The sequence below is a fragment of the Pseudovibrio sp. Tun.PSC04-5.I4 genome (assembly GCF_900104145.1).
Lineage (GTDB): Bacteria > Pseudomonadota > Alphaproteobacteria > Rhizobiales > Stappiaceae > Pseudovibrio.
Genome location: NZ_FNLB01000006.1, coordinates 720,197 through 742,260, shown reverse-complemented (window position 1 = coordinate 742,260; position 22,064 = coordinate 720,197). Strand labels below are relative to the sequence as shown.

Below are 22,064 nucleotides of genomic sequence, written 5' to 3'. Positions count from 1 at the left end.
TGAGTGAGTTTCGATAAAATGAACTTAGGTGCTATCTGTCGCAAAACTACACCAGAAAACCCCTTGTTTTGTCGCAGAGTCTGGCAGAGACCGCAGTGGTGACACTTTGATACATTTTCCATAGGCCTTCCTCTTTTCCGCTTAGCCAGAATGCGGCATAAGTTAGTCAGGAAATTTTAGGTGCCTCCCCTTTTGGCGTAAGCAGCCAAGTTAGCAGCGAGAACTAATGTCTTATAGTAGTGCGCATATTCTGATTGTTGATGACCATCGCGATATTCGCGAGAGCCTTGCTCGTTATCTAACGAAGAACAATATGCGTGCGACTGTGGCTGATAGCGCTGCTGCTGCGCGCAAGACCTTGAAGAACTCGTCCATAGATCTGGTTGTTTTGGATATCATGATGCCCGGTGAAGATGGACTGTCGCTTTGCAGGCATCTAGTGGAGACCAACCAAGCCCCTGTTATTCTTCTGACTGCGATGGCTGAGGATACGGACCGCGTCGTTGGCCTTGAGATGGGTGCTGATGATTATGTCACCAAGCCGTTCAATCCGCGAGAGTTGCTTGCCCGCATCCGCGCTGTTTTGCGTCGTTCCAGCAGTACGCCGCGCGAGCGTGACCCTATTGAATCAGAAAAGCTCGCCTTTAATGGATGGGTGCTTGATATCGCGCGCCGGGAACTCATTGATCCCGGTCAGGTCAGCGTGCCGTTATCATCTGGAGAGTTTCAGCTTCTTTCAGCGTTTTTGAAACGTCCTCGTGTTGTGCTTTCCCGCGAGCAGTTGCTTGATCTGACTTCAGGTCGCTCGCTTGGTGTTTTTGACCGTTCTATTGACAATCAGGTGTCACGCCTGCGCCGGAAGGTTGAAACAGATCCAAGAAATCCTGAGTTGATAAAGACCGTCTGGGGAGGTGGCTATACATTTACCGGGGAAGTCACGGAAAACACTCTATGAAAATCCTCGGCTATCTCCTGCCACGTCGTCTAGCTCCGCAGCTCATCCTCCTTCTGCTTGCAGCCCTCATATTTGCTCAGTTAGCCAGCTTTATGCTGTTGGGAAGAGAGCGGCAGCTGGCTCTGGCAAATGTTGCCCGTGACAACGTTCTTTGGAGAACTGCCGCAGTCGTCAGATTACTCGAATCCACACCGCCCAAATTACAGAGACAAGTGCTGCGCACGGTCTCTAACAACCGCACAGACTTCTCCATCGGCAAAACGCCAGTGGTCACCGAAAGTAGTGGCGACGAGCGGATGGAAAAAATGCTCTCCAACTTTCTGAAGCAGCGCTTTGATAACCAACGTCGGACCCGTGTTTCTGTCCTTTACAATCAACGCGACCAACCGGATCGCTGGATGAAGAGCCGTGACCGGAATGGCTCACCCAATGAGGACCATGCCAAAGCACCGCGCAGCCCCATGGAAGCCATGCATGACCGCAAAAATAGTTATTTTAAGAATTATCGCTGGCTCTCTTTAGAGGGCGTTCAGCTTTTTGCCTCTATCGAGCTGATGAATGGCAAATGGCTGAATATCGAGAGTAATTTCAAGCTCCCGCAACGGTCTCTCACCCCTGTTGTTGTGCCGATGATCATCATGGCATTGCTCATCATTTTTATCGTCTGGTTTACAATCAACCGCCTGACGAAACCTTTGCGGACTCTGGCAGCCGCTGCCAATGATCTGGGCCGGGGCGCTGAGGTTCAACCACTGCCCGAAGCGGGTCCTGCTGAAGTGAGGGCTGCGACGCGCTCCTTTAATGAGATGCAGGAGCGTTTAACCCGCTTCATTGCTGACAGAACGCGTATGCTTGCCGCGATCAGTCACGATCTGCGAACACCAATTACCTCACTCCGCATTCGTGCAGAATTTGTGGAGGATGAGGAAGATCGCGAACGCATGATCGCCACGCTGGACGAGATGCAGGCCATGGTGGAGGAGACCCTCTCCTTCACACGGGATGCCTCGACACAGGAAGAGGCGCGGTCTGTTGATCTGGGAGGACTTTTAGAGAGCATTGCCAACGACCATGAAGATATGGGCGACCATGTTGGCGTGGAAAGCGAAAGCCGCGTTGTCTTGAAATGCCGCCCGGGTTCCCTGAAACGTGCCTTCCGCAATTTGATTGGTAATGCAATCCGCTATGGCGGCGAGGTTGAAGTGTTCATTTGCCTTGATGATGACCATGCTGAAGTGCGCATCGCAGACAAAGGCCCCGGCATCCCCGAGAACCGCTTAGAAGATGTCTTTGAACCGTTTGTACGCCTTGAGGAATCGAGGAATGTGCAGACAGGTGGTATTGGCCTTGGACTTGCCATTACTCGAAGCATTATTCATGCACAGGGCGGCACCATTCGCCTTGAGAACGCACCGGAAAAAGGTTTGATCGCTATCGTCCGACTTCCGCTCTAACTACTCCAATCAGAGTGTGAGAGGCGTAATCCTTCCCTAACCATAGGGACGGCCCATCTCTCACGGTCTTTTCCTCTGTCACGTCATTGCTCTGCAGAAACAATAAAAAGCAGAGAAGCAATGACAGATAAAACAAACTCAAATTTTCTGGCTGGCCTAGATACTGCGAGTGACGTTGGAGATATGGCCACGACCCTTGCTCAGGATGGATATTCCGCCATTGGCCGGTATTACTCAAAGTCCACATGGAAACAGCTTACGTCAACTGAAGCTGAACAATTGATCGCGGCCGGGCTTTCCATTTTTGTGGTCTATCAGGACAGCAATGACAGTTCTGACGATTTTTCCGCCACTAGCGGTGAGCAGCAGGCCTTGCGGGCTTTGTACCAAGCTGATGCAGTCATATCTCAACCCAAAGGCTCCGGCATCTATTTTGCCGTTGACTACAACGCATCAATGTATGATTTCACCCATTACATTCGACCCTATTTTGCTGCAATCAACGAGGTCTTCTCTGACTTTGGTAACCCTTACAAAATCGGTATTTACGGTAATGGTTTGGTATGTGCCGCAGCCAAACTTGAAGGGTTGGCCAGTCTCACTTGGTTGAGCCAGTCAACAAGCTACTATGGGTATCAGCAATACAAAGACGCCGGATTTTGGAATATCCTTCAAGGTTCCCCTGTCACCCTTTCCGGCACTCAATTTGACAATGATACCCTGAATAGCAGCTTGGGCAGTTATGGCGGCTTTGACAGGCTTTCCTCTGGGAAATGTTGATATTGCTGTTGAGGTCAGCCTAACCGTTTAGGGCATTCGTGTGCAGTCAGATTAAAGCTGCGCACGGGTGTGAACTTCCCCATCCCACTTCAAATCAATATGTAGCGTTTTGCTAACTATAGCGGATCGCGATCTCTCACAGTCGTTTTCCCTCATGCGTCACCTCTGCAAACAACAAGAAAAAGCAGAGAAAAAATGACCGATGAACTTGGCATCAAGACCGAACCTGCCGTTGATACAGCTGCAAATGTGGAAGTGCTTGCCAGCGCGATCGCAAAAAAGGGCTATAAGGCCGTTGGGCGCTACTACTCCTTTTCCAAATGGAAACGGCTGCAACGGACCGAGGCACAGCAACTCATCTCTGCCGGATTGTCCGTGATTACGATTTATGAAGACAGCAATGACAAGCCCTCCGCCTTTACTGAAGCTGCTGGCAAGCAGCAAGCTCGCGAAGCTCTTCGTCAAGCACAGACAATCATCTCGCAGCCGGAGGGGTCAGGCATCTACTTTACTGTCGATTATGATGCGTCCTACTACGATTATGTCCACTCCATCGCCCCCTATTTGCAGGCAATTATGGCTGTCTTCAAAGCAGCAGGAAATCCTTACAAGATCGGCGTTTACGCCAATGGTTTGATCTGTGAAAACGCGTTGAAGGATGGACTGGTGGATTTCACGTGGTTGAGCCAGTCACAGGGCTTCCACAATTATCAGGAGTTCAGAGCTTCCAGAAAGTGGAACATTCTCCAAGGCTCACCGGTCAAAATTTCAGGGACTGAATTTGATAGCAATACAATCAATCTCAGTAATGGAGATTTTGGCGGCTTTACGCATCTTGTGCCGCAGGAGAACACTTCAACTTAATGCGAAAAGCAGAGACGTACTCGAGGGTCTTGCGCAGCTTTTGTGAGTTGCGCAAGACCCTAATTAATTATGCAGAAACCGCAAACTTAGCTTTTGCTTCCAAGCGGCGCTTGTGCAGAACAGGTTCTGTGTAGCCACTTGGCTGAACGCGTCCTTTGAACACAAGATCACAGGCTGCTTGGAAGGCGACCGAGTTTTCAAAGTCAGGAGCCATGTTGTGGTAGGCAGCGTCACCAGCATTTTGACTATCCACCACAGCTGCCATGCGCTTCATGGTTTCCATCGCTTGCTCTCGTGAGCAGACGTTGTGATGCAGCCAGTTGGCAATGTGCTGAGAGGAAATGCGGCAGGTCGCGCGATCTTCCATCAGTTCCACATTGTTGATGTCTGGAACCTTGGAACAACCGATGCCCTGCTCCACCCAACGAACAACGTAGCCGAGGATGCCCTGCGCGTTGTTGTCGATCTCAGCCTGAATATCTTCCGGTGTCCAGTTTGGATTGGTTGCAACCGGAATGGACAGAATATCATCCAGCTTGGCAGGTGTGCGGGTGGACAGTTCTTCCTGAACCGCAGGCACGCAGATCTGATGGTAATGCAGTGCATGCAGCGTTGCCGCTGTTGGAGAGGGAACCCAAGCGGTGTTAGCACCGGCTTTCGGGTGACCTATCTTTTGCTCCAACATAGCATGCATCAGATCTGGCATGGCCCACATGCCTTTGCCGATTTGCGCATGCTCACGCAGACCGCACGCAAGACCGGTATCTACGTTGTGGTTCTCATAGGCGGTGATCCATGCGGACTGCTTCATGTCCGCTTTGCGGATCATTGGGCCCGCTTCCATGGATGTATGCATCTCATCGCCGGTTCTGTCGAGGAAGCCGGTGTTGATGAAGCAAACACGAGACTTTGCAGCGCGGATACACTCTTTGAGGTTGATTGTGGTGCGGCGCTCTTCATCCATAATACCCATTTTGAGGGTATTGCGCGGAAGCTCCAGCACATCTTCAACACGCTCAAACAGTGTGTTTGCGAAGGCAACTTCCTCTGGTCCGTGCATCTTCGGTTTTACGATGTAAACGGACCCTGAAACGGAGTTCATGTTACGAACCGTAGCACCTTCCCGCAGGCCAATGTCGTGGATCGCGCACAGGGACGTCACCATGGCATCCATCAGGCCCTCAAAGACCTCATTGCCGTCTTCATCTAATATGGCCGGGTTGGTCATGAGATGACCAACGTTGCGCACCAGCATGAGAGAACGGCCTTTAAGTGCCAGTTGGTCTCCTTGCGCATCGGTATAGATGCGATCAGCATTAAGTTGCCGCGTAATTGTGCGCTCGCCCTTTTTAACGGTCTCTTTGAGGTTGCCGCTCATAAGGCCGAGCCAGTTGTGGTAGGCGAGTGCTTTGTCTTCACCGTCTACGGCTGCAACAGAATCCTCACAGTCCACAATGGTGGAGACTGCGGATTCAAGAATGATGTCGCTGATGCCTGCTTTATCTACTGATCCAATGGGGCTGGATCGGTCAAACAACACATCAAAGTGCAGACCGTTTTTCTGAAGCAGAATGGATTTAGGTTCGTCTTTACTTCCGGTGTATCCCACAAAGCCAAGTGGATCCTGAAGGCCAGCCATATCTTCATTCACCAGCGTCAAAGCCAATGATCCGCCTAAAATGGCGAATTCGGTGACATCAACCCAACTGCCTTCATCCAGCGGCAAAGCTTCGTCGAGCTTTTTACGCGCAAAGGCGATAACTTCTGCGCCACGCTGCGCATTGTATCCGCCAGCCTGTGGGGAGCTGCCCATGGCATCCGTGCCGTAGAGCGCATCATAAAGTGAGCCCCAGCGTGCGTTTGCGGCGTTGAGTGCGTAACGGGCGTTCATGACTGGAACGACAAGCTGTGGTCCGGCAAGTTCTGCGATTTCCGGATCTACATTGTCGGAATCTACATCAAAGCTTTCGCCTTCTTCCTGGAGGTATCCGATTTCCTTCAGGAACGCCTTATAGGCTTCCAGATCGATAGCACCCGGATTGGCTTTGTGCCATTCGTCAATCTGCGTCTGCAGGGTTTCACGGGTTTCCAGAAGTTCGCGGTTTTTTGGCGTCAGATCTTTAATGATCTTGGAAAAGCCGTCCCAAAACTGATCAGAGCTCACACCTGTTCCAGGCAGAGCTTCCTTTTCAATGAACTTAAACAGTTCAGGTGCAACTTGAAGCGATGCAACGCTAACTCTCTGCGACATGGGTCCCCTCATATTATCTTTTTGTGCAGGATTAGCCGTCACATCCTGCAATTCAATTCATTCAGCACAGACCCTCGCAAATTCAATCTCAAGTTTCAATGCATCAATTCGGTTCTCACCAGTGCGAAACGCTATGAAAATTCAAAGCCTCCCGAGTTTTTGCCAGCAGAGCCTATGTTTTGGTCAATTTGATGGAATTTCAGCAGGTTTTAGGCAAAATTTTGAGCTTTATTGATGAAACCTCTACAGCGCTTGCGGAAATTAACCTTGCAAAATATCGTGAACGGAGCGAACTGTGTACGCATCATTCTGGCATCGCCTCTTCCTCTGCCGGATCATTAACGGACAAACTTCATGCCATTTTTCACAGGCCTCTACAGCAGACCTATGCTGCTTTTGGTGTTGACCACGCTTATGTGGAGCGGAAACGCCGTGGCGAGCCAGCTTGCTGTCGGGCACGTGTCGCCGATGGTTATTGTCTTTTTGAGATGGACGATTGTTGCTGTTTTGATGGGCTTCATCGCGTGGCGAGACCTGATTGAACATTGGGCCAACATCAGGCCTCACCTGATCAGCATCGCACTCATGGCAGCTTTTGGCTTTTCCGGTTTCAACGGATTGTTTTATCTGGCAGCTCACAACACCACGGCTCTGAACATGGGCATTTTGCAGGGCTCCATCCCAATGATCGTGGTGATCGGGGCATTTTTCCTATTTGGTTCACGGGTCACGTTGGTTCAGTTGTTTGGAATTGTTCTTACACTGGTCGGCGTTCTTGTGGTCGCTTGCCAAGGAAGCCTCGCAATTCTGCTCAATATGCAGATCAATCCCGGTGATGGTCTCATGTTGATCGCGGCAGTCCTTTATGCCGGGTATACTCTGGCCCTGCGAAACCGCCCTAAGGTTCCAGCCCTCGCCTTCTTTGCGGTTATGGCGTTCGTTGCTGCTCTGGTATCCATTCCAATGCTCGGCGTTGAATACAGTCAGGAAACCCTTTCCTGGCCAACCTCGCAGGGGTGGCTGGTTATTTTGTATATTGCCCTGTGCCCCTCTTTCCTTGCGCAGTTGTCTTTCATGCGTGGCGTCGAGCTGATTGGTCCAAGCAGAGCCGGGGTTTTTGTCAACCTCGTTCCTGTCTTTGCATCAGCCATGGCAATCCTATTACTGGGCGAAGTGTTCGCGCTTTACCACGGTGTTGCCCTCACGCTCGTGCTTGGTGGTATCTGGATTGCTGAGAAATTTGCTTGGGAAAAGCGGTTCAAAAAAACCTGATGCGAACGAAGCAATGAAACTAATAGGTGCATTACTCACAGCGCGCAAAGTCTACCATTCCAGTAGACTTTGTTTTTGTGCTAAGAAGCGCACAAGTGTTGTTGTGTAATGTTCAGCCAGCTCATTAGCCAGACGTGCACGCCTCGTTACCGATACTCCTGCATCTGAGGTTTTGCATTGGCAGGTTCGTCGAGCCAACCGCTTCCAAATATTCCAACCTCTGAAAACGCCGGGATTCCCGCACGGTTTTCAGGTCTGCTTACCTCTGCTCATCCAGATGGAGGAAAGCTGGTTTCTGCACGAGCAATTACGCACCCCACTCACAATGTGGTGGTTGCCGAGCTTCGTGATTTTTCAGGTTTTGATGGCAATTTTTCTCTTGTTGCAGAGCATCTTATTCACTTTTTCAAAGAGGATAAGGGCGCGCAAACAACCAAGATTGCAGCAAGTCTGGCGATGAAGTCCATCAGCCAAGCTATTTTAAACAGGCTTTCCATCACCTATCTGCTTTCAGGCCGTGCACCACGATCCAGTGAGCTGCGCTTTATCCTGCATAGCAAGTCGCCATGGGTAGAGCTCTATTACGACCCCCGGCTGATGCTGGAGGATGTTGAACTGGATCCAGCACAGGGACCTTCGGAACTGTTCGCGCTATCCATCTGTTTTGAAGAGATCATCGAGGTGTTTAACCGTGAGCTGGGCAAGAGAAAAGTGCCGCCCTCCGTGTTCTATTCCACGGTTGCCGTTTCCATCATTTCGCCAATGCTGGTGTTACGTCGCCATGGTGCAAAACCAGCAGCCGTTGCGGGTTTGATGCGAGCTTATCTGGCGAGTTTGGGAAAGAAGATCAGTGGCGGCATTATTTGGCGGCAACGTAACCATGAAGGCCGACTTGAGTATGCGCCCCGGCGCAAGGCTTGCTGTCTGAAGTATGCATTGCCTCACAAGCCGCACCTTTGCTCAACCTGCTCACGCAGCACAGAAACGACGTTCTTTGATGAGATCAAAGGACCTGTGGGCGGCCATTCCTTACCAGATGGCCGCTAGAGGCGTCTCTACTTGGTGGCGGTCTGCTTGCCGATATCTGGCAAGGTCACAATGCGATTTCCGCGCAAGTCACTGGCACAGATAATGAAACCACGCTCTTCCATATGGGTGAGCAACCAACGAGCCCTGCCCGGTGAGCGCGTACCATACGCTTTTGCGATATCCAGATCCGCCGGACACGCTTCCCCTGCCATTGCAGCTTTTGCGAGCAGGAGATAGACACCACGCATCTCTTCAGGAAGTTGGGCGGCAACGACTTCAGCCTGCTGCCAGTCAACGTCTTCGACTTCCTTTTTGCCGACACCAGCCCGGGCGACAGAGAGGAGTTTGCGGAACTTGGCAAGGTCCTGCGATTTCAGACGGTCAATACGGCAACGAACCTGAAAATCCTGATAGAGCTGTGAGACAGGCGCGAAGGAGGCTTCTGGGTCCTCCAGAATTTTACCAATGATTTCTTTATATTGCTGGTTTTTCTCTTCCAGATTGAAAAGATCTTCCGGCTCAGCTTCCACGACTTCCTTGTGCTGCGCCTGCATGTTGCTTGCGGCTGTATGAGACAGTTGCATCATCACATCTTTTGCAGAAGGTGCAGCGATCCGGTTGTTGTTCAGTACAGGATCGTTTTCAGTCGCTGTGAAGATCAGCTCTGCTGCAGTTTCTACCGGCTGACTTGGCATCGGCATCAACTTGGGAGATCCACCGCGACTGCCGGTCACAACGTCTCCGATGATCACTTTTTGCGGGCGGCGTGTCATTGCAGGGCCGAGCGAGATGAATTGGCCCCGTTCCAGGTTACGGAACTGCTCTGCCTGACGGCGATCCATACCAAGCAAGTCAGAGGCGCGGGCCATATCAATATCAAGGAACGTACGTCCCATGAGGAAGTTGGAGGCTTCGGCGGCCACGTTCTTTGCCAGCTTTGCAAGGCGCTGCGTCGCGATGATGCCAGCAAGACCACGCTTACGGCCACGGCACATCAAGTTGGTCATTGCCATCAGGGACAAGCGTCGGGCTTCTTCGCCAAAATCACCCGAGGCGGCAGGTGCAAACAGCTGGGCTTCATCAACCACAACCAAAACTGGATACCAGTACTGGCGCTCTGAATCGAACAGGCCATTCATGAACGCAGCGGCAGCTTTAAGCTGTTTGTCCGGCTCAAGTTGTTCCAGATTCAGGATAACGGAAATGCGGTGTTGGCGCACACGTGCAGCAATCATGGTGAGTTCGCGATCATTCATCGTCGCCTCGATCACCACATGCCCAAATTCATCTGCCAGCGATACAAAATCGCCTTCCGGGTCAATCACCACCTGCTGTACCCAGGGTGCGCTCTGCTCCATGAGCCTGCGCAAAAGGTGGGATTTACCCGACCCTGAGTTTCCCTGCACAAGAAGGCGTGTTGCAAGCAATTCTTCAAGATCGACAACAGAGGAGGTGCCATTAGGTTTGACACCCATTTCGATGCTGACCGTCATTCAAAATCTCTTGTTGTGCCTCCTGAGAGGCAGGGGATTGACCGAGGTTCCGGCACTACTAACTCTAACAACTGCGCTACGCGGACGTTTCATCCTTCAGATCCATTATGTTGGCACAAGCCAATCACGCCAAACCTGATGAATGTCTCCGTCTGCTCCTTGGGAAGAAAGCGCAAAATCTCCGATTCTTGCGAAAATAGCAAAGGCACACATCACCCGACTGCTCTTTCCCACAAGCCCCAGCAGGTATTTCAAACCAGAGCAGCTCCTTATGAGGAACTATAAGAGGCAATGCCACATCTGAATGAAACTGGCAATTGGATATGCCCGATTTCCAAGGGGCAAGGCCTATCGTTTTTAAATTTGCCCAGTAAATGTCCAAATTTCAACTTAGTTATAGTTGAGTTCAAAGGCCGCGCCCTGCATTATGTGGTCGAACACAGTTTGGGAAAGTTGGGGGGATTGTGCGCGGATGAGGCAAGAAACTTACGCAGAGAGAGTGGCTGACGGCGTCATCCACATTTTGGGGATTGCATTTGGAGCAGCTGCAACAACAGCCTTTATTATGGTTTTGTGGGCGGCCAATGATTTTGCACGGCAACTCAGTATCTACATTTATGTAGGTACACTTCTGGCTATGCTGATCTGCTCTGCAACCTACAACATTTTGGAAAAAGACAATAAGATTGGTCTTTTGCGCCGTCTTGATCATTCTGCGATCTATTTCCTGATTGCAGGTACCTATACGCCTTTATGTCTGATGGTTCTTGGCGGATGGCTTGGAACCTTGATGCTGGTCGGCATCTGGATCTGTGCGATCGCTGGTGCTGCAATTAAGATTTTGCATATCAACAAGATGGACAAATTAGCCGTCCCGATTTACCTGGCTATGGGTTGGGTGAGCTTTTTTGCGATTGTTCCGATCTACAATGAACTTTCCATATCAGGCTTTACGCTTCTGGCAACAGGTGGTGGCCTTTATACTGTTGGCACCCTGTTTTACATCTGGAAGAGCCTGCCCTTTCAAAATGCGATCTGGCATGGTTTTGTGCTTTCAGCGGCGGCCTGTCACTTTGCGATGATCATGGTGGATGTTGCCCTGCCCGGTCTGGTTTAGCCAGCCCCTAACTCTCGCAATGAAAAGCGCGGAAACTGATCTGCGCTTTTTTATTGACCGTTCGTCAACGTGATTGTTGAGAAATCTTTATCCCTCAGCGAATTGCAAAGCACCCGAACCCTCACTAGGTATTATAATCTCGTATTTTTTTGGGCGCGATATGTGTTTCCAGCGCTCCCTATCCCATTTCGGAGTACATCATGACCGAGACCACGCCCAACCTTGTTCCTGTTTTTGATGGACACAACGATACGCTGCTTTCACTAGAGCGACGCTCCAACACTCCCAAAGAACGCAGTTTCTTTGAGGAAGCTGGTTACGATCACATCGATTTGCCCCGCGCCCGTAAAGGTGGTTTTGCAGGCGGATTGTTTGCCATGTTCACTCCCTCTCAGCAGAAAAAGCCGGCGGAAGGCAAGGAAGTTGATTTCAAAAGCCCTGAACACTTTGTGGAAGTAACCCAGCCTATCGCATTGGATTACACACTGAAGCTGACCGATATCGCTTATGAGATAGAAGCCACCTCAGAGGGTGAAGTTCGGATTTGCCGAAGCACCTCAGACATCAAATCAGCGATGGCTGCCGACAAGCTGGCAATGATGCTCCATGTTGAGGGCGCAGAGTGTATCGACAAAGACTTTGAAGCGCTGGAGTTGCTTTACAATCGCGGCCTGCGGTCTTTAGGGCCCGTATGGAGCCGTGAGACGATCTTTGGGTATGGTGTTCCCATGGAATACCAGCAAACGCCTGATATCGGCCCCGGCCTCACGGACCTTGGCAAGGAACTTGTGCGTCAGTGTAATCAGCGCGGCATTCAACTTGACGTGTCTCACCTCAACGAAAAAGGGTTTTGGGATCTGGCCAAAATCACCGAGAAGCCGATTGTTGCCAGCCACTCCAATGTTTACAATATCTGCCCAATGTCTCGGAACTTAACCGAGAAGCAGCTTGATGCGATTGCCGAAACGAAGGGGCTTGTGGGTATCAACTTTGCTGTCTTCTTCCTGCGCCCGGATGGCAAGATGGACCCGGATATGCCGTTGGATGTCATCCTGCGTCATGCGGACCACCTGATCAACAAACTGGGTGAAGACGGAGTTGCGATCGGGTCAGATTTCGATGGGTGTCTGGTTGCCAATGACATCAAGGATGTTGCGGGCCTTCCGAATTTAATTGAAGTCTTCCGCAAAGCAGATTTTGGAGAGGAATTGATTTCCAAGATAGCTCACAAAAACTGGATCAATGTTCTGGAGCGTGCTGGTATTTAGAGCCTGTTCCAAATTTAAAAAACAAAACCCCGAAGCGCTTGCTCCGGGGTTTTTTCTATTTCTCACCATTTGGTGGATCTTATTCAGGCTTCAAAGCAGCCGCTGAAATAAGTTCCTTGGTGTAAGCTTCTTTCGGATTGTTGAAGATCTCATCTGCAAGACCCTTCTCAACAACAACACCTTTTTGCATCACGATCACAGTATCGGACATTGCGCGTACAACAGCCAAATCGTGTGAGATGAACAAATACGTCAGCCCATGATCTTTTTGCAGATTGCGCAGAAGCTCAATCACCTGCTTTTGAACCGTACGGTCCAATGCTGAGGTTGGCTCGTCTAGCACCACCAGCTTAGGATTTAAGATCATGGTCCGAGCAATTGCGATACGCTGACGCTGACCACCAGAGAACTCGTGCGGGTAGCGATTGCGCATCGCAGAGTCCATGGACACTTCTTCAAGCGCCTGACATGCACGTTGGTCGCGTTCCTTCGCAGAAAGTTGCGGTTCGTGAACCAACAGACCTTCTGTGATGATCTGACCAACTGTCATACGCGGCGACAAAGACCCAAATGGATCCTGGAAGATCAACTGCATCTCTTTACGAAGAGGACGCATCTTCTTTGCGCTTGCACCCGTGATATCGTTGCCCTGATAGACGACGCGACCACTGGCGTTTGGCAAAAGCTGCAGAACAGCACGACCTAGAGTGGATTTCCCAGAACCGGATTCACCCACGATGCCAAGTGTCTGACCTTCGCGTACTTCCAAAGAAATGTCGTCGACAGCACGCAGAACATGGTTTGGCTTCCAGAAGCCGCCCTCGGTCTCAAACTCAACCCGCACCTTGTCTGCATCCAGAACAATCGGATTACTGAGCGGAACCATGCTCTTTGAACCGGTTGGTTCAGCATCCAGAAGCATCTTGGTGTAGTCGTTTTTCGGGTTACCAAAGATCTCTTTGGTCGGGCCTTCTTCAACAACTTCACCAGACTTCATCACGTACACGCGGTCGGAATTGCGCTCAACGATACCCAGATCATGGGTAATGAATACAATAGCCATACCGAGGCGCTTTTGAAGATCAGCCATCAGCTCAAGGATCTGCGCCTGTGTGGTCACATCCAGAGCGGTGGTTGGTTCATCTGCAATCAAAATGTCAGGATCGTTGGCAAGAGCCATCGCGATCATCACACGCTGACGTTGGCCGCCGGACATCTCATAGGGGTGTGCTTTTACCTTACGAGCAGGCTCAGGAATACCAACAAGCTCCAGCAGTTCAACTGCGCGTTTCTTCGCCGCTGCCCATGTGTACTCACCGTGCTCAACCATTGGCTCACAGAGCTGACGCTCTACAGTGTACAGCGGATCCAGTGAGGTCATCGGCTCCTGGAAGATCATGGTCACTTTCGCGCCACGGACCTTGTTGAGCTGACTGATGGACGAGCCGAGGATGTTTTGACCACGGTAGCGAACTTCACCAGTGGTGATGCCGTTACCCGCCAAAAGCCCCATGGCTGCCATCATGGTCTGGGATTTACCAGAACCAGATTCACCAACGATTGCGACGGTTTCGCCAGAATCCACATGGATATTCACGCCTTTAACAGCATGAACCATTCCAGAGTTGGTTTGGAAATCAACTTTGAGGCCGTCAATTTCAAGAACAGTATTTTTGTTAATCTTGCTCATTCTGTCCTCTTATCGATCCTTAGGGTCAAGCGCATCGCGCAGACCGTCGCCGATGAAGTTCAACGCAAACAGCGTTGAGGTGAGGAAGATCGCCGGGAATATCAGCATCCAAGCCGAACCTTGCAGGTTACGCGCGCCTTCAGAGATCAACACACCCCAAGAGGTCATTGGTTCTTGAACACCCAGCCCCAGGAAGGAAAGGAAGCTCTCCAGCAGGATAACTTTTGGAACCAGCAGGGTCATGTAAATCACAACCGGGCCAAGAGTGTTTGGAATGATATGGCGTTTAACAATGCCAAGCCCCTCAACACCCATAGCTTCCGCAGCCTGCACGTATTCCTGACGTTTGATGGAAAGGGTCTGGCCGCGAACAATACGCGCCATATCAAGCCACTCAACAGCACCAACGGCAATAAACATCAAAACGAAGTTACGGCCAAAGAACACAACAAGCATGATCACGAAGAAGATGAATGGCAGTGAATACAAGATATCCACGATACGCATCATCAGAAGGTCAACCTTGCCACCGAAGTAACCTGAAGCCGCGCCCCAGAACACACCGATGCTGATCGCCACAAACGTTGCCAGCAGACCAATGGTCAAGGACACGCGGCCAGCAATCAAAGTACGGCTCAGCATGTCGCGTCCGTTTGCATCAGTACCGAAGAAGAAATGCATGTACTGCACGTCTGCGGTTATTGTTGCGCTCTTCTTGTCTGCAGAAATGGCGCTGATTGCAGCATTTTCAAACAGGTCTGAACGATCAAAATAACGTGCGTAACGCTCATCCACTTTGCGGCGGGACGTTATTGTTGCAACGACCTGATCGTCTTTTAGCTCATAGCTCGCAACCTTCATCCGCGCACGTTTTGCAATGGTCGCAAAAACAGGCTCGATCTGATCCTGCTTTGGGTATGCTTCCAGGCTTGCTGGTACTTTAACGTAGTCGCGGAAAACCTGATCGTACGGATGCGGAGTAAGCATTGGCCCCACTACGGATAGCAGCGTAATCACTGCCAGCACGATGAGCGAGGTTACCGCTGCTTTGTTTGCAAGAAGACGATCACGGGCGTCATCCCACAGCGAGCGGCCCATTTTTGGGGCTTCTGTCAGCTGGTCGGAGGAAACACTCATTACACGAGTCCTCAATCAAAACGCACACGCGGATCGAGCAATGCGTAAAGCAGATCCACTATGAGGTTGAAAATAATTACGAAGCACGCAACCACGACGACGGTACCCATTACCAGAGTGTAGTCGCGGTTCAGAGCACCTTGTACGAAGTAGCGACCAATGCCCGGAATACCGAAGATAGTCTCGATAACAACGGAACCAGTCAGCAACGCTGCAGCGGCAGGGCCGAGGTAGGATACAACCGGCAGCACGGCCCCACGCAATGCGTGAACGACAACAACGGTGTAACCGGACAGGCCATAAGCGCGAGCGGTGCGAACATGGTTGGAGCGCAAAGCTTCAATCATAGAACCACGGGTCAAACGGGCAACAACTGCGATCTGAGGCAAAGCCAAGGTCACAACAGGCAGAACCATGTTGACGAAGGCACCACCATTCCAGCCACCAACTGGCAACCACCCAAAGTAAACCCCAAAAATGAGGGTCAAGATTGGAGCGACCACAAAGTTAGGAATCGTAACGCCCAAGGTCGCCGCTGCCATAACGGAGTAGTCGACGCTTTTGTTTTGGCGCAACGCTGCGATGACCCCCAAAAACCCACCAACAGCCAACGCAAGAGCAAGAGCAGACATGCCGAGCTGAATGGAAATTGGAAGACTTTGAGCGAACAGTTCATTTATCGAGAAATCTCGGAAGAAGAAACTCGGGCCAAAATCACCGGACAACACGCTCTTTAGGTAGATAAAGTACTGTTCCCAAAGAGATTTATCCAAATTGTATATCTTGTTCAGGTTTTCCATAACCTTTGCTTCCAACGGACGTTCCAAATCGAACGGACCACCCGGCGCAACGCGCATCAGGAAGAAGGAAATGGTAATAATCAAGAACAAGGTCGGTATCGCGCTGAGCAATCTGCTCAGGACATAGCGTAACATGGGCCTTGCTTCTCCAGCTGTTTATCGTTTTTATTTGCCGATAGTTCACAAAAATGCCAGTCACACCACAGTTTGCATGACTGGCATTTTAAGTAGAGTTAAAGACTATTTGCTAATCTTGACGAAGCGACTTGGATGTATATCCAAAAGGTTGGTCTCAAAACCAGAAATCTTGTCGGAAACAAGATTTTTGGATCCGTAGTACATCAAAGGCACAAATGGCAGATCCCGCATGAAGATTGTTTCAGCTTTCTTCAAGGTGACCGCGCGCGCTTCCAGATCAACTGTTACCGCTGCTTCATCCATGAGTGCATCGTACTCAGGATTATTGTAGCGAGCGTAGTTGAAACCGTCATTGTCACTTTCTGCCATAAACAGGAAGTTCTGCGGGTCAGAGTAGTCACCGATCCAGCCAGCACGTGCCACGTCAAAGTCACCACGGTCACGCAGGTTTGCGTAATGTGTTTTTGTATCTGTGTTCAACATGGAAACTTCAACACCGAGAGGCTTCCACATGTCAGCAATCGCAACTGCTGTGTTCTTGTGGTTTTCTGAGGTGTTGTAGCGGATTTCAACTTTAAGCGGATTGCTCTCGTTGTACCCTTTGGACTCAAGAATTTTTTTGGCCGCATCTTCGCGATCCAAGAGATCCATGTCTGCCCATTCGGAGTACGCTGGCTCACCGTAGTTACCGATTCCAGGAGGAACCAGTGAGTAAGCAGCAACCATGGTGCCGCCCCAGATGTCTTCTGCGAGGAAATCACGGTCGATTGCCATTGAGAGAGCCTGACGTATTTCAGGGTCTTTCATGGATTCAGATTCGTGGTTCAACGCGTAGTAGTAAGTACCCAGGTACGGAGCAACTTTGAACTGGGAACCGAGTTCTTTGCGAATGAATTCAATCTGTTCCAGCGGTGCATCGTTGTTGGTGTCGAGTTCGCCAGCTTGGAAGCGGCGAAGAGCAGCACCACGATCTTCAGTTGGGTAGAACTTAACTTTGTCGAGCGCTACATTAGCGGCATCGTGGAAGTATGGGTTCTTAACTACAGTTACAGCATCATTTGGAATGAAGCTGGACAGCACGAATGCACCGTTGGTTACGATGTTTTCTGGCTTCACGAAGTCAGAGCCGTATTTCTCAACAGATGCTGGATGTACTGGCAGAGCTGACTGGTGGCCCAGCAGCTGGATGAAGTAAGGGGTTGGAGCCTTGAGTTTAATTTCAAGGGTGCGATCATCAAGCGCTTTAACAGCAAGCTTGTCGCCTTCCATATCACCTTTGTTCACGGCTTCTGCATTGAGGATTGGGTAAAGAACGTTTGCGTACTTCGCACCAGTCATCGGATCCATGATACGACGCAGGGAATAAACAAAATCTCCTGCAAGTACTGGATCACCGTTGGACCACTGAGCGTTATCGCGGAATTTGAAGATGTAGGTCAAACCATCGTCAGAAACAGTCCAGCTTTCAGCTACACCTGGAATGATCTCACCTTTTGCGTTGTATGTTACCAGACCTTCGTAAAGGTCGCGCAGAATATGAGCTTCATAGGTTGTAGATGTCTTGTGCTGGTCAAGAGTTTCTGGGTCAGCAGAGTTACCACGGTTGTATACAGTTTCAGCCATTGCAGAAAGTGATGTTGCAGTAATAAGAGCAGCAGCTAAGGCCGACATACGAATTGACTTAATCATTCAGATTTCCCCTCTCCTCAAGTTACGTTCCGCCAGATTTGGAAGCTGGCAGTTGGCAGCAACATTTCATTGTTGTGTTTATATGGCAAGTAGCGCTCGACCAAATTTTCCCCACAATCGAACAATATCGTATCAAGCTGTTTGCTGAATAGACGATTGGAGACGTAAAATTTCTATTTTCATCAAAAATAAGAACAATTATTTCAAAATAGAGCACTAAATCTTTTCAAATCGCGTCACAATGACGCTTGTCGTATTTGAAGGGCGTTTTTTCACAGGGTTTGCAAAAAACTTTAACGCAAGCTCATTTGTGGTAGAGCACTAGCGACAAATTTAATCTGAGCGTTGAAAAACGTTATTTTGGGATTCTGGAAAGACGGACTTACATGGCACCACCGCTTCTTCATGTGCGAGACATACATCTTAACTTTGGGACGACACCACTCCTTAATGGCGCAGAGCTACAGGTCGGAGAAGGTGAGCGAATCTGCTTAGTTGGTCGAAACGGGTCTGGCAAGTCGACACTGTTGAAAATTGCAGCGGGATTAGCGGAGCCGGACAAGGGTGACTATTTTTTACAACCAGGACGTACAATCCGCTACCTACCGCAAGAGCCCGATCTTGCAGGTTATCCCACAGTGCTTGCGTATGTTGAAGCTGGACTAGCGCCGGGCGATGATCAATACCGGGCAAAATACCTATTGGAAATCCTTGGGTTAACTGGTGAGGAAGACCCGGAAACCCTTTCTGGCGGCGAAGGTAAGCGCGCAGCTATTGCCCGTGCTCTTGCTCCGGAGCCTGACATTCTCTTGCTGGATGAGCCGACCAACCATTTGGACCTTCCTGTGATCGAATGGCTCGAATCTGAGCTCAAACAAATGAGATCGGCCATTGTTCTGATTTCGCATGATCGTCGTTTTCTGGAGAACCTCTCTCGCGTAACCTATTGGATTGATAGGGGAACATCACGCCGGATGGACCAAGGCTTTGCCAAGTTTGAAGAGTGGCGTGATAAGGTTTTTGAGGAAGAGGAAAAAGAGCAATCGCGGCTGAACGAGAAAATTCGTCAGGAAGAGCATTGGATGGTTTATGGCGTGACTGCGCGCCGTAAGCGGAACATGCGCCGTGTGCGGGAACTTGGTGATCTTCGTCAGCAACGCCGCGATCATAAAGGTCCGCAAGGCACCGTGAAGATGGCCGCCACTGAGGGGGATGTCTCTGGCAAGATGGTCTCTGAAGCCAAAGGCATCAGCAAGTCTTATGAAGAGCGGCCGATCGTCAAGGATTTCTCCACCCGTATTTTGCGCGGAGACCGGATTGGCTTTGTTGGCCCGAACGGTGCCGGCAAAACCACGCTTTTGAAGATGTTGACCGGCGAGCTTGCGGCAGATTCAGGTACGATACGCCTTGGCGCCAACATCCAGATGATCACACTGGATCAGAAGCGCGAGAAGCTGAACCCGAATGACAATCTCGTCAACGCCATGACAGGCGGCAGCGGTGACACGGTCATTCTTGGCGACACTTCCAAGCATGTTATGAGTTATCTCAGGGACTTCCTGTTTACACCGGAACAAGCGCGCACTCCTGTGCGTGTGCTTTCTGGCGGTGAACGAGGCCGCCTTTTACTGGCCCGCGCCCTCGCCTCGCCTTCCAATTTGATGGTACTCGATGAGCCGACCAACGATCTGGACCTTGAAACGCTGGATCTGTTGCAAGAGCTGATTTCCGATTACCCCGGCACTGTCTTGCTGGTGAGCCATGATCGTGACTTCCTTGACCGGATCTGCACCAGCATCATCACCAACGAAGATGACATTGGTAAATGGGGCGAATATGCGGGTGGTTACACCGACATGGTGCGCCAGCGCGGTGAAGGTGTGCAGGCGCGTAAGTCAGCCAAAGCAGAGAAAGCTTCCACTGCTGCTAAGGGGGATAAGCCTGCGAAGGCTGCTCCCAAGCAGGAGGATAAGAAGTCTGGCCTGAACTTTACCCAAAAGCACCGCCTGAAAGCCATTCCCGGTGAAATGGAGAAGGTTGAAGCCAAAATCGTTAAGCATCAGAAGGAGATGGAAGATCCGAGACTTTTCATCTCCAATCCGGATCGGTTCCACAAAATTTCCAATGCCATTGGGGATTTCCAAAAGGACCTGGAGACACTGGAAGAAGAGTGGATGGAGCTGGCAATTCTGGCCGATGAGAGCTAACGCACTCTATATGCTTTAGAATTTCAAAGGGTTCTCCTTCCCGAAGGAGAGCCCTTTTTGCGTTTTTGCATTTGCGTTGATGTTTGCGTTGTTTTGCAAGGATTACGGAAATGTTGCGTTCCTATGAGGACCCACGCTTCCCGCTATTCATCACCATCAAGCAGATGTGTGCCGTGGGTGATTGCGCTGCTGGCGCGAATTGCGGCCGCGATGAAGACCACCTCTGACAGCTCTGCATCTGTTGCTCCGCAGACCTTGGCATTCTCGCGATGAATTTCGATGGTATAGGGGCATTGTGTGGTGAGCGCTGCGGCCAGTGAAATAAGCTGCTTGTTCTTTTTGGAAATCGCACCTTCTGCCATTGCCTCTGTATTAAAGGCAATAAACGTTTTCCAGGTTTTGCCGGTTGCCAACGAGCTAAACTTCTTCAGCTTCCGCATATTATCCATGGAGAACATTGGCATGGGCGACCTTCCAGTTGGCGCGGCAGCAGATAATTTGGGTGCATGTTAAAGCCGTTCACCTTTCACAAAGACCAATTAAACTATTCCAATTTTGTATTTTCAATCTTTGCGATGCGGCTCTCTGAATTTCAAAAACTTACCAACGATAATGGCAGTGAGCACGACCATATAGAACTGCCCTGCCAGCCCGACGATGATGGCTGCTTTGCGGGCGATGGGCGTCAGCGGCACGATATCTCCATAGCCAATAGTCATTAGTGTGATGAAGGCCGCATACATCAACGCTTCCTCCTGAGAATGTGAATTCACGTCCTCAACAGGCAGCCCTTTGAAGGAACCCGGAGACATGTGCTCTATAAGTATAAAGAGGAAGAACGAGACCATACCAATTGAAATGTAGCCACTCAGCACGCCCAGTACGACGCGGTAGTTCTCATCTTTGGTTAAGAGCATTTGCTCAATCAACACCACCGCGACGATGCTGTGAAATACAAAGTATATGACGATCTGCGGAACAAGCCGGTCAACAGCAGGAAAAACCGGAGCATCCAGCAGGAGCAGCGTAAGAGAGCACGCCAGCAACACCGTTATTATGCGGCGGAACATCTTCTTTTTGAGCGTGATAAGCAGGCCGGTGGCAATGTTGAAGCTGTAAAACAAGCTGAAGATATGCTGCTCCAGCGTTTGGCCGGGCAACACCAAAGACCCGAACAACAAGATGAACTGACTGAAGAGAAACACCTCAACCTTCAGCTTATAAAGAGACTCCAGTTTTTGAGAAAACACCACGGTTTGCAGCCACCTATCCTGACAGAGCTTTGAGCGAAACTCTCGCACAGGAAGGCTAAGGAATGGGAAATGGCGGTTTAACAGACGAACGGGGAGCGCGTGGGTTGAGTTGCTACAAACATCTTTGCCGCGTTATTGCTCGGTTAAAACACGCCTTTTAGGATAGATCCGCAGACATCGGCTCAACACCTCCTAAGGCAATTTCATGGTTTTTCGTTGGTTATTCAGAAGGCTGTTTTTCTTTCGCATCCTGACGCTTTTCAATTTATGGGGCGTCTATCTGGCATTGATCCAATGGGCGCGCAAAGGCTTGTTTCGCGGGCTTGGCGCAGGGCTTTTGATGACATCCCTCACACTTCTATATGGCCTAGCAATCTTCTGGTTTGTGGAGTGGGTCCGCATTCAATCCGATGGATACGTTTATGTTGAGGTGTTGTGCTGGCTACTGTGGATGCCGATCCTGTGGTTTGCAGCACTGGACACAGAGCTTTACATCGTCTGCGTTCGAACCCCCAACCAAATCCTCCTCGGCAACCTCCTCTCCACTCAACGTTATGAAGAGAAGTTCGCGGTCCGCATTGAATGGATTAAGGAGCAGATGAAGTGAGGCTGGGGTGAGTTCTTAGAGCACATAATATGAAGAATTAGAAAACATGACGGAATAAGA

The 22,064-nt window shown here is 50.3% G+C and carries 18 protein-coding genes; 10 read left to right on the top strand and 8 right to left on the bottom strand.

The genetic code is table 11. The features are described from left to right. The first annotated feature begins 226 nt into the window (after nucleotides 1–226). The 4 genes from BLS62_RS08470 to BLS62_RS08455 all read left to right on the top strand — a co-directional run bounded on the left by BLS62_RS08470 (nucleotide 227) and on the right by BLS62_RS08455 (nucleotide 4,053). Nucleotides 227–955, top strand: coding sequence for a response regulator (locus BLS62_RS08470; protein WP_093179337.1), 729 nt, complete (start codon nucleotides 227–229; stop codon nucleotides 953–955). Next, nucleotides 952–2,409, top strand: a complete 1,458-nt coding sequence (locus tag BLS62_RS08465) for an ATP-binding protein (RefSeq protein ID WP_093179334.1) — start codon at nucleotides 952–954, stop codon at nucleotides 2,407–2,409. Before BLS62_RS08470 ends, BLS62_RS08465 begins: the two co-directional genes overlap by 4 nt. 120 nt (nucleotides 2,410–2,529) lie before the next feature. Beyond that, the gene (locus tag BLS62_RS08460; RefSeq protein WP_093179331.1) at nucleotides 2,530–3,189 is read left to right on the top strand and encodes a DUF1906 domain-containing protein; all 660 of its coding nucleotides are present in this window, start codon (nucleotides 2,530–2,532) and stop codon (nucleotides 3,187–3,189) included. Between the two features lie 195 nt (nucleotides 3,190–3,384). Further along, nucleotides 3,385–4,053 (top strand): DUF1906 domain-containing protein, encoded by a 669-nt coding sequence (locus BLS62_RS08455; RefSeq protein WP_093179328.1) that lies wholly within the window; start codon nucleotides 3,385–3,387, stop codon nucleotides 4,051–4,053. A gap of 67 nt (nucleotides 4,054–4,120) precedes the next feature. Here the strand turns inward: BLS62_RS08455 and BLS62_RS08450 are convergent, their stop codons facing one another. Next, a complete protein-coding gene (locus BLS62_RS08450; RefSeq protein ID WP_093179325.1) occupies nucleotides 4,121–6,304 on the bottom strand; it encodes a malate synthase G in 2,184 nt (727 codons plus the stop codon). 354 nt (nucleotides 6,305–6,658) lie between these two features. Between BLS62_RS08450 and BLS62_RS08445 the strand changes: the two genes are divergently transcribed. Together BLS62_RS08445 and BLS62_RS08440 are read left to right on the top strand one after the other, a co-directional pair. Then, nucleotides 6,659–7,576, top strand: a complete 918-nt coding sequence (locus BLS62_RS08445; RefSeq protein ID WP_208990753.1) for a DMT family transporter — start codon at nucleotides 6,659–6,661, stop codon at nucleotides 7,574–7,576. Nucleotides 7,577–7,753: 177 nt separating this feature from the next. After that, the gene (locus BLS62_RS08440) at nucleotides 7,754–8,623 is read left to right on the top strand and encodes a hypothetical protein (protein ID WP_093179321.1); all 870 of its coding nucleotides are present in this window, start codon (nucleotides 7,754–7,756) and stop codon (nucleotides 8,621–8,623) included. Nucleotides 8,624–8,631: 8 nt separating this feature from the next. Here the strand turns inward: BLS62_RS08440 and BLS62_RS08435 are convergent, their stop codons facing one another. Further along, nucleotides 8,632–10,098, bottom strand: coding sequence for a helicase HerA domain-containing protein (locus BLS62_RS08435; protein WP_093179319.1), 1,467 nt, complete (start codon nucleotides 10,096–10,098; stop codon nucleotides 8,632–8,634). A gap of 472 nt (nucleotides 10,099–10,570) precedes the next feature. Between BLS62_RS08435 and BLS62_RS08430 the strand changes: the two genes are divergently transcribed. Together BLS62_RS08430 and BLS62_RS08425 are read left to right on the top strand one after the other, a co-directional pair. Next, on the top strand, nucleotides 10,571–11,215 hold the full coding sequence (locus BLS62_RS08430) for a PAQR family membrane homeostasis protein TrhA (protein ID WP_093179317.1): 645 nt from the start codon (nucleotides 10,571–10,573) through the stop codon (nucleotides 11,213–11,215). A gap of 200 nt (nucleotides 11,216–11,415) precedes the next feature. Next, nucleotides 11,416–12,483: a dipeptidase gene (locus BLS62_RS08425; protein WP_093179315.1), complete on the top strand. Its 1,068-nt coding sequence runs from the start codon at nucleotides 11,416–11,418 to the stop codon at nucleotides 12,481–12,483. A gap of 79 nt (nucleotides 12,484–12,562) precedes the next feature. Here BLS62_RS08425 and BLS62_RS08420 read toward each other — a convergent pair whose 3' ends face one another. From BLS62_RS08420 to BLS62_RS08405, 4 genes are all read right to left on the bottom strand, one after another. Continuing rightward, entirely contained in the window at nucleotides 12,563–14,173 is a 1,611-nt protein-coding gene (locus BLS62_RS08420) for an ABC transporter ATP-binding protein (RefSeq protein WP_093179313.1), read from the bottom strand. A gap of 9 nt (nucleotides 14,174–14,182) precedes the next feature. Next, nucleotides 14,183–15,310 (bottom strand): ABC transporter permease subunit, encoded by a 1,128-nt coding sequence (locus tag BLS62_RS08415; protein ID WP_093179311.1) that lies wholly within the window; start codon nucleotides 15,308–15,310, stop codon nucleotides 14,183–14,185. A gap of 11 nt (nucleotides 15,311–15,321) precedes the next feature. Further along, on the bottom strand, nucleotides 15,322–16,245 hold the full coding sequence (gene oppB / locus BLS62_RS08410; RefSeq protein ID WP_093179308.1) for an oligopeptide ABC transporter permease OppB: 924 nt from the start codon (nucleotides 16,243–16,245) through the stop codon (nucleotides 15,322–15,324). A gap of 105 nt (nucleotides 16,246–16,350) precedes the next feature. After that, entirely contained in the window at nucleotides 16,351–17,937 is a 1,587-nt protein-coding gene (locus tag BLS62_RS08405; protein ID WP_093179305.1) for a peptide ABC transporter substrate-binding protein, read from the bottom strand. A gap of 386 nt (nucleotides 17,938–18,323) precedes the next feature. Between BLS62_RS08405 and BLS62_RS08400 the strand changes: the two genes are divergently transcribed. Further along, nucleotides 18,324–20,144 carry an ABC-F family ATP-binding cassette domain-containing protein gene (locus BLS62_RS08400; protein WP_093179302.1) on the top strand — a complete coding sequence of 607 codons (1,821 nt, stop codon included), beginning with the start codon at nucleotides 18,324–18,326 and terminating at the stop codon, nucleotides 20,142–20,144. Between the two features lie 143 nt (nucleotides 20,145–20,287). Here BLS62_RS08400 and BLS62_RS08395 read toward each other — a convergent pair whose 3' ends face one another. Then, on the bottom strand, nucleotides 20,288–20,608 hold the full coding sequence (locus BLS62_RS08395) for a carboxymuconolactone decarboxylase family protein (RefSeq protein ID WP_093179299.1): 321 nt from the start codon (nucleotides 20,606–20,608) through the stop codon (nucleotides 20,288–20,290). Nucleotides 20,609–20,707: 99 nt separating this feature from the next. Further along, nucleotides 20,708–21,397, bottom strand: a complete 690-nt coding sequence (locus BLS62_RS08390; protein ID WP_208990752.1) for a potassium channel family protein — start codon at nucleotides 21,395–21,397, stop codon at nucleotides 20,708–20,710. A gap of 205 nt (nucleotides 21,398–21,602) precedes the next feature. Between BLS62_RS08390 and BLS62_RS08385 the strand changes: the two genes are divergently transcribed. Beyond that, nucleotides 21,603–22,004, top strand: coding sequence for a hypothetical protein (locus BLS62_RS08385; protein ID WP_093179296.1), 402 nt, complete (start codon nucleotides 21,603–21,605; stop codon nucleotides 22,002–22,004). Nucleotides 22,005–22,064 lie beyond the last annotated feature (60 nt).

What these genes read in the sequence shown, in the direction of transcription:
- BLS62_RS08470 (WP_093179337.1), top strand. Translation starts at nt 227, where the DNA reads ATGTCTTATAGTAGTGCGCATATTCTGATTGTTGATGACCATCGCGAT.
- BLS62_RS08465 (WP_093179334.1), top strand. Translation starts at nt 952, where the DNA reads ATGAAAATCCTCGGCTATCTCCTGCCACGTCGTCTAGCTCCGCAGCTC.
- BLS62_RS08460 (WP_093179331.1), top strand. Translation starts at nt 2,530, where the DNA reads ATGACAGATAAAACAAACTCAAATTTTCTGGCTGGCCTAGATACTGCG.
- BLS62_RS08455 (WP_093179328.1), top strand. Translation starts at nt 3,385, where the DNA reads ATGACCGATGAACTTGGCATCAAGACCGAACCTGCCGTTGATACAGCT.
- BLS62_RS08450 (WP_093179325.1), bottom strand. Translation starts at nt 6,304, where the DNA reads ATGTCGCAGAGAGTTAGCGTTGCATCGCTTCAAGTTGCACCTGAACTG.
- BLS62_RS08445 (WP_208990753.1), top strand. Translation starts at nt 6,659, where the DNA reads ATGCCATTTTTCACAGGCCTCTACAGCAGACCTATGCTGCTTTTGGTG.
- BLS62_RS08435 (WP_093179319.1), bottom strand. Translation starts at nt 10,098, where the DNA reads ATGACGGTCAGCATCGAAATGGGTGTCAAACCTAATGGCACCTCCTCT.
- BLS62_RS08430 (WP_093179317.1), top strand. Translation starts at nt 10,571, where the DNA reads ATGAGGCAAGAAACTTACGCAGAGAGAGTGGCTGACGGCGTCATCCAC.
- BLS62_RS08425 (WP_093179315.1), top strand. Translation starts at nt 11,416, where the DNA reads ATGACCGAGACCACGCCCAACCTTGTTCCTGTTTTTGATGGACACAAC.
- BLS62_RS08420 (WP_093179313.1), bottom strand. Translation starts at nt 14,173, where the DNA reads ATGAGCAAGATTAACAAAAATACTGTTCTTGAAATTGACGGCCTCAAA.
- BLS62_RS08415 (WP_093179311.1), bottom strand. Translation starts at nt 15,310, where the DNA reads ATGAGTGTTTCCTCCGACCAGCTGACAGAAGCCCCAAAAATGGGCCGC.
- oppB (WP_093179308.1), bottom strand. Translation starts at nt 16,245, where the DNA reads ATGTTACGCTATGTCCTGAGCAGATTGCTCAGCGCGATACCGACCTTG.
- BLS62_RS08405 (WP_093179305.1), bottom strand. Translation starts at nt 17,937, where the DNA reads ATGATTAAGTCAATTCGTATGTCGGCCTTAGCTGCTGCTCTTATTACT.
- BLS62_RS08400 (WP_093179302.1), top strand. Translation starts at nt 18,324, where the DNA reads ATGGCACCACCGCTTCTTCATGTGCGAGACATACATCTTAACTTTGGG.
- BLS62_RS08395 (WP_093179299.1), bottom strand. Translation starts at nt 20,608, where the DNA reads ATGCCAATGTTCTCCATGGATAATATGCGGAAGCTGAAGAAGTTTAGC.
- BLS62_RS08385 (WP_093179296.1), top strand. Translation starts at nt 21,603, where the DNA reads ATGGTTTTTCGTTGGTTATTCAGAAGGCTGTTTTTCTTTCGCATCCTG.